Origin of the sequence: Kitasatospora sp. NPDC093806, assembly GCF_040683335.1 — a bacterium.
GTDB lineage: Bacteria > Actinomycetota > Actinomycetes > Streptomycetales > Streptomycetaceae > Kitasatospora.
Map to the genome: position 1 here is coordinate 1 of NZ_JBFBDO010000192.1, position 6,939 is coordinate 6,939.

Annotated in this window: 3 protein-coding genes and 1 pseudogene; 1 reads left to right on the forward strand and 3 read right to left on the reverse strand. The window is 76.3% G+C overall.

The genetic code is table 11. The annotated features are described in order from the left end of the window. Positions 1-249: pseudogene (locus AB0N76_RS38565) on the forward strand (hypothetical protein); the annotation flags it as partial. 72 nt (positions 250-321) lie between these two features. Here the strand turns inward: AB0N76_RS38565 and AB0N76_RS38570 are convergent. The 3 genes from AB0N76_RS38570 to AB0N76_RS38580 all read right to left on the reverse strand — a co-directional run. Then, complete coding sequence (locus AB0N76_RS38570; RefSeq protein ID WP_363565520.1) at positions 322-1,524, reverse strand: PP2C family protein-serine/threonine phosphatase; 1,203 nt, start codon at positions 1,522-1,524, stop codon at positions 322-324. Between the two features lie 191 nt (positions 1,525-1,715). Next, positions 1,716-4,976, reverse strand: a complete 3,261-nt coding sequence (locus AB0N76_RS38575) for an ATP-dependent DNA helicase (protein WP_363565521.1) — start codon at positions 4,974-4,976, stop codon at positions 1,716-1,718. An 83-nt stretch (positions 4,977-5,059) separates the two neighbouring features. Then, positions 5,060-6,939 (reverse strand): PD-(D/E)XK nuclease family protein (locus AB0N76_RS38580; protein WP_363565522.1); only part of this gene is annotated, 1,880 nt, incomplete at its 5' end.

Genomic DNA, 6,939 nt, shown 5'->3' on the forward strand with positions numbered 1-6,939 from the left:
CCGGCCTCCCGGCACCGGCCTCAGAGCGAGGCCCGCACCACCAGCCGGCGGCGGGTGCGCGAGCCGCGGGCGCGGCTGCAGGGCTGGTACGACCTGGCGCGCACCCCCACCTACCCGTCGCACCGGCCGGCCGTGCAGTTCGACCACGTGCTGGCGGTGGGGGTGCCGCGGTCGGCGGTCGGCCCGGCGGCCGCGCCGCGCACGGGCGTGTCGGACCACCGCCCGCTGGTGGTGCGGGCCTCGCTCTGAGGCCGGTGCCGGGAGGCCGGTGCCGGGAGATCAGTGCCGGGAGGCCGGTGCCGGGAGGCCGGTGCCGGGAGGTCAGTGCCGGGAGAGGTGGCCGTTCTGGTGCGGGAGGCGGGGGGTGCCGTCGGGGCGGTCGGCGGCCGGGGCCGGGTCGTACTGGAGCAGCAGCATCGCGGCGTCGTCGCCGAGCTGCCGGCCGACGTGCCGGACGACGTCCTCGTGCAGGCGGCGCAGCACGTCGACGGGGCCGCCGTCGGCGCAGCGCGGGAAGCGGTCGGCGAGCGGGTAGAAGACGCCGGCCCGGTCGCGGGCCTCGATGACGCCGTCGGTGTAGAGCAGGACGCGGTCGTCGGGGCGCAGCGGGACGCGGTGGACCGGGGGGCGGACGTCGGCGGGGTCGAGGACGCCGAGCGGGGGGACGGTCTCGGGGAGTTCGAGCGGCCGGGCGGGTTCGGTGCCGCGCAGCAGCAGCGGGGCGGGGTGGCCGCAGTTGACGATCTCGGCGGTGCCGTCGGGGCGCACGCCGATCAGCACGAGGGTGACGAACTCCTCCTCGACGCCCGGGTGGTCGTTCTCGTGCAGGGCGCGGTCGAGGCTGTCGGCGAGCCAGCCGGCGACCTTGTCGAGGGCGGCCTCCTGGTGGGCGGCCTCGCGGAAGGCGCCGAGCACGGCGGCGGCGGTCTCGACGGCGCCGAGGCCCTTGCCGCGGACGTCGCCGACCACGGCGCGCACGCCGTGCCGGGTGTTGACGACTTCGTAGAGGTCGCCGCCGATCCGGGCGTGGGCGGCGGCGGCCGCGTAGTGGACGGCGGCCCGGACGGTGCCGACCCGGTCGGGGACGGGGCGCAGCAGGACCCGGCGGGCGATCGAGGCGACCAGCTGGGCGTCGGCGAGCAGGCGTTCCTGACGCAGCCGCAGGGTGGCGCTGACCCAGCCGATGGCGGCGACCAGGACGATCGCGAAGACGGTGGCGCTGTGCACGGACTGGCCGAGCACGTCGTTGTGGAAGGCCATCAGGAACGCCGCGGCCTCGGTGAGGCCGCCGATGGCGAGCGGGTACCAGGTGCGGCGGCTGACCACGGCGGCCAGCGCGGGGACGGCGGTGAGCGCCGGTTCGACGGTCACCGCCGCGTCGGTGTAGTAGTCGAGGACGACGACCAGCGCCATGCCGATGAACGGCAGCGACAGCGCCGTCCTCGGCCAGGTGCCGGTCGCGCCGGGTGCGGCCCCCGGGGTCGGCCCGGCGAACCGTTCTCTGATCCATCCGGTCGCGCTCAACTTCGGTCTCTCCAGCAGAAGACGCCGGTACCCGGGGGCACCTGCGGTGATGACTGAGGGTTGGGGATTGCGGGCGTCGCTGGCGGCCGGAGCACGGGGGTTGACCGGTTACCGACCCCACAATAGGCGCGAAACGTGCACTACGCACAGGTTTCGCCCGCTGCCGTGATGACTTGAACGCTCTGTGTGACTCATTCTTCACTGTTCCCGATCAGGAGCCGTTCCAACTCTTTTCGGTCGGGAAGTCCTGCGGGTTGTTCGATCCGGCCACTGCGGACGTACAGGAAGGAGGCCGTGACCTGCTCGGGCGGAACGCCCGCCTGTTCGGCCCAGGCCAGTCGGTAGACGGCGAGTTGGAGCGGGTCGGCGGTCTCCTCGCGGTGCGTCTTCCAGTCCACCACTTCGTAGCGTGACGCGGCGCCGGATCCTGACCCGGCGTCACCGTCGCGGTAGACCGCGTCGATCCGGCCGCGCACCACCCGGCCCGCCAGCACCAGGTGGAACGGCGCCTCGACCCGCAGCGGCTCGCGGTCCGCGTACGGGGTGCGCAGGAAGGCCTCCTTGAGCCGTTCCAGGTCCCGCTCGTCCTCGATGCCGTCGTCGTCGGCGCCGGGCAGCGCGCCGGGGCCGATCAGCATCAGCGGCTCGATCCGGGACTGCACCCAGGCGTGGAAGCGGGTGCCGCGGCGGGCGGCGGGCTGCGGCGGGCGCGGCATCGGCCGGGCCAGGTCGTGCGCGAAGCCGTCCGGGTCGGCGGCGAGCCGCAGCAGCTGGGTGGCGGAGAGCGAGGCGGGCAGCGGCACCTCCCGCACGCCGCGCCGGGAGCGTTCCAACTCGCCGAGCAGCGCGGTCAGGTCGCGGTCCCAGGACTCGACGAGCCGGCGGTCCTCGGGGGCCATCGGCTCGGGTTCGGGGGCGGGCTGTCCGGCGAGGCGGCGGTGCACGACCTCGGCGACCCGGCGGCGGGCGTGCTGGGCGGCCGGGTCGAGCGGCAGCGGCCAGGGGCGTTCGACCGGGGCGGCGAGCGCCGGGTTCTCCGCGCCCTCGGCGGGCGGTTCGGCCCAGGCCGCGATCTCGCCGTCGCCGGGCCGCTCGGCGTGGGCGCGCAGCTGCTCCAGGAACGGGGACGGGCCGCGCGCGGTCTTCTGGCTGGGGCCCCACCAGTGGCCGGAGGCGAGCAGCAGGGCGCGCGGGCGGGTGAAGGCGACGTAGCCGAGGCGCAGTTCCTCGGTGGCGGAGTGCTCGGCGAGCGCGGCCTTGAACGCCGTCATGGACTTGCCGTTCCAGCCGGCCCGGACGTCGGGCAGGGTCGCGGCGTCGCCGCGCAGGGCGTGCGGCAGGACCCGCTTGACGCTGGTCCAGCGCTCGCGCGCGGTGGTGGACGGGAAGCCGCCCTTGACCAGGCCGGGGACGGCGACGACGTCCCACTCCAGGCCCTTGGACTTGTGCGCGGTGAGCACCTTGACGGTGTCCTCGCCGCCGGGCAGGCCGGCGTCCAGGCCGCGGTCGTGCTCCTGGGCGGCGCGCAGGAAGCCGAGGAAGGCGGCCAGGCCGGGGTCGCCGTCGAGGTCGGCGAAGGAGGCGGCGACATCGAGGAAGGCGTGCAGGGTCTCCCGGCGACGGGCGGCCAGCGCGTGCGGGGAGGCGGCAAGTTCGACCTCCAGGCCGGTGACGGCGAGGACCCGGTGCAGCACGTCCATCAGCGGGTCGGCGAGCGCGCGGCGCAGTTCGCGCAGTTCACGGGCGAGCCGGGCGAAGCGGACCCGGGCCTCGGCGGAGAACGCCAGCTCGTCGGACTCCTCCGCGTCCAGGAAGGTCTCCAGCGCGTCGGCGAGCGAGACGACCTCGGTGGGGTCGGTCTCGGCGACGGCGGCGGCCAGCGGCTCGACGCCCTCGGGGCGGGCGGTGCGGACCAGTTCGGCGGCGCGCCGGCCGAGCAGCGCGAGGTCGCGCGGGCCGATCCGCCAGCGCGGACCGATCAGCAGCCGGACCAGGGCGGCGTTGGCGGTCGGGTCCTGGAGCACCTCGCAGACCGCGACCAGGTCGGCGACCTCGGGCAGGTGCAGCAGCCCGCCGAGGCCGACCACCTCGACCGGCACGTCCCGGGCGACCAGGGCGGCGTGGATGTCGGGGAAGGCGGCGCCGCCGCGGCACAGCACGGCGATCCGGCCGGGGGCGGTGCCGGTGCGCACCAGGTGGGTGATCTCCTGCGCCAGCCAGTCGATCTCCTCGGCGTGGGTGGGCAGCAGCGCGACCCGGACCCTGCCGTCGAGTTCGGCGCCGGGGGCGGGGCGCAGCGCCTCGACGCCCTCGTGCCGGGCGCGCAGCGGCGCGGCCAGCTCGTTGGCGAAGGCGAGCAGCCGGCCGCCGCTGCGGCGGTTCTCGCTGAGCGCGTACCGGTCGGCGGGGGTGCCGTCGGCGTTCGGGAAGTGGCGGGGGAAGTCGTCGAGGTTGGCGACGGAGGCGCCGCGCCAGCCGTAGATCGCCTGGCAGGGGTCGCCGACGGCGGTGACCGGGTGGCCGGACGGCCCGCCGGTCCCTTCCGCCCCTTCCGGTCCGGCGGCCCCGTCCGGTCCGGCGGCCCGTTCCGGTCCGGCGCCGAAGAGGCCGGCGAGCATCAGCCGCTGGGCGACCGAGGTGTCCTGGTACTCGTCGAGCAGGACGACCCGGAACTGCTCGCGCAGCAGGGCGCCGACCTCGGGCCGGCGCTGGGCGAGCCGGGCGGCGGCGGCTATCTGGTCGCCGAAGTCCATCAGCCCGGCGCCGGCCTTGCGGCGCCGGTAGTCCTCGACCAGGCGGAGCAGTTCGAGCCGGGCCCGGGCGGTGGCGGGGACGGCCCGCAGGTCCTCGTTGGTGAGCCTGACGCCGGCCAGCGCGTCGAGCAGGTCCTCGTCGAAGGCGCGCAGGGTGGCGGGCTCGACGAGGTGCTCGGCGAGTTCGCCGTCGAGGGCGGTGAGGTCGGCGACCAGGTTGGCGAAGGTGCCGGTGAGGGCGGGGAAGGGGCCGCGGGCGGTGCGCAGCACCTTGGCGGCGAGCTGGAAGCGGGTGGCGTCGGCGAGCAGCCGGACGTCGGGCTCGATGCCGATCCGCAGGCCGTGCTCCTTGAGCAGGCGGCCGGCGAAGGCGTGGTAGGTGGAGATCTCGGGTTCGCCGAGCGCCTCCCCGTCCGGATCCGCGACCCCGGCCCGGAGCAGCGCGGCGCGGACGCGTTCGGCGAGCTCGCCGGCGGCCTTGTTGGTGAAGGTGAGGCCGAGCACCTGCTCGGGGCGGACGGCGCCGGAGCCGACCAGCCAGACCACCCGGGCGGCCATCACGGTGGTCTTGCCGGAGCCCGCGCCGGCGACGATCACGGCCGGCCGCAGCGGGGCCCCGATGGCCGCCATCTGCTCCCGGTTGAAGGGGATGCCCAGCAGGTCCTTGAGCTGGTCGGGGTGGCTGAGCAGGGCGGTCACCCCGCAACGGTAACGGGGGGCACCGACAGGCCGGGCCCCGTTGTGGCGATGGCCACGTCCGCCCTGCCCGACCGGCCGGCTCCCTACTCGACCAGCTGGGCGCCGTCGCGCTGGGCGGAGCAGCTGCGGCGGAAGGCGCACCGGTCGCAGCCGCCGCCGGTCTGCGGGACGAACCGTTCGGCGAGGATCCGTCCGGCGGCGTCGGCGAGCAGGTTCTCGATCCAGGGCTCGCCCTGCGGCGGGTCCTGGCGCTGCACCTTGGGCGAGTCCGGGACGGCCTTGTCGGGCTTGCGCAGCTGGACGAGTTCGGCGCCGCCGGACTCCGCGCCGTCCGCGTCGAAGCCGGGCAGCCCGTTGAGGGCGCCGGAGCGGACGGCGAGCTGGTAGACGGCGAGCTGCTTGTGCTCGGGCAGCGAGCGGTCGCTGGGCAGCTGCTTGCCGGTCTTGAAGTCGACCACGTAGGCGCGGCCGGCCTCGTCCTTCTCGACCCGGTCCATCGAGCCGCGGATCCGCACCTGGACGCCGCCGGCGTCGAGGGTCACGTCGAAGCCGTGCTCGGTGGCGACGACGTCGCGGCCGCGGGCCATCACGTGCCAGGTGAGGAAGCGTTCCAGGGCGGCCCGGGCCTCGGTCTTCTCCTGCTGGGACTTCCACGGCGCGTCGAAGGCCAGCGCGTCCCAGACGGTGTCCAGGCGTTCCATCAGGACGGCCAGGTCGGCGGGGGTGCGGCCGGAGCCGACCTCGTCGGCGAGGGCGTGCACCACGTTGCCGAAGCCCTGGGCGGCGGAGGAGGTGCCGCGGGCCTTGACCTCCTTGTCGAGGAACCACTGCAGCGAGCAGTTCTCCAGCTGTTCCAGGCCGCTGCCGGAGAGCCGGACCGGCAGGTCGGCCTCGCGCAGCGGGTCGGGGGCGGCGGTCGCGTCGTCCAGGCCCCACCAGGCCTCGGGGCGGGCCGCGGGCACCAGCGGGCGGTCCTCCTCGTCGGTGGCCAGGGCGAGGGTGGCGAGGCGTTCGGCGGCGGCCCGGCGCAGCTCGGGCGAGCGGTCCGGGTCGACGGTGACCGCGCGCAGCTCGGCGACCAGCGCGTGCACGGCGAGCGGGCGGCGCGGGCGGTGGGTGACGTCCTCGACGGTGACCTGCGGGGTGCGGCGCAGCACCTTGCCGGTCCGAGGGTCGACGTCCTCGCGGTAGAGCTCGCGCAGGAAGCGGGACGGCTGGTCGCCGTCGTCGGCGGGGGCCTTGACGGCGGTGACGACGAGCCGGTCCCGGGCCCGGGTGGCCGCGACGTAGAAGAGCCGGCGCTCCTCGCCGAGCAGGGCGGCGGGGCTGAGCGGTTCGGCGAGGCCGTCGCGGCCGATCCGGTCGGCCTCCAGCAGGGAGCCGCGGCGGCGCAGGTCGGGCCAGAGGCCGTCCTGGACGCCGGCGACGACGACCAGGCGCCATTCCAGGCCCTTGGCGCGGTGGGCGGTCATCAGCCGGACCGCCTCGGGGCGGACGGCCCGCACGGTGAGGGTGTCGGCGGCGATGTCCTGGGCGTCGAGTTCGGCGAGCAGGTCGAGGGCGCCGCGGTGGCCGGTGACCTGTTCCTCGGCGCGGGCGGCGGTCTCGAACAGGGCGCAGATCGCGTCGAGGTCGCGGTCGGCGTTGCGGCCGGCGGCGCCGCCGCGCAGGGCGGCCCGTTCCAGGCGTTCGCGCCAGCGGCGGGAGCCGTCCCACAGCTGCCAGAGGGCCTCCTCGGCGGTGCAGCCGCCGGCCAGCGCCTCGCGGACCTTGCGCAGCAGGGTGCCGAGGTCGTGGGCGCGGCGGGCGTGCGGGGCGTCGAGGACGACCAGGCGTTCGGGTTCGGCGAGGGCCTCGCGGATCAGTTCGCCGGCCGGGCGGGGCACCGCGGCGGGGCGGACCCCGGCGTCGGCCGCATCGGCGTCGCCCGCGTCACCGGCCCGCTCGGCGGCCTGGACGGCGC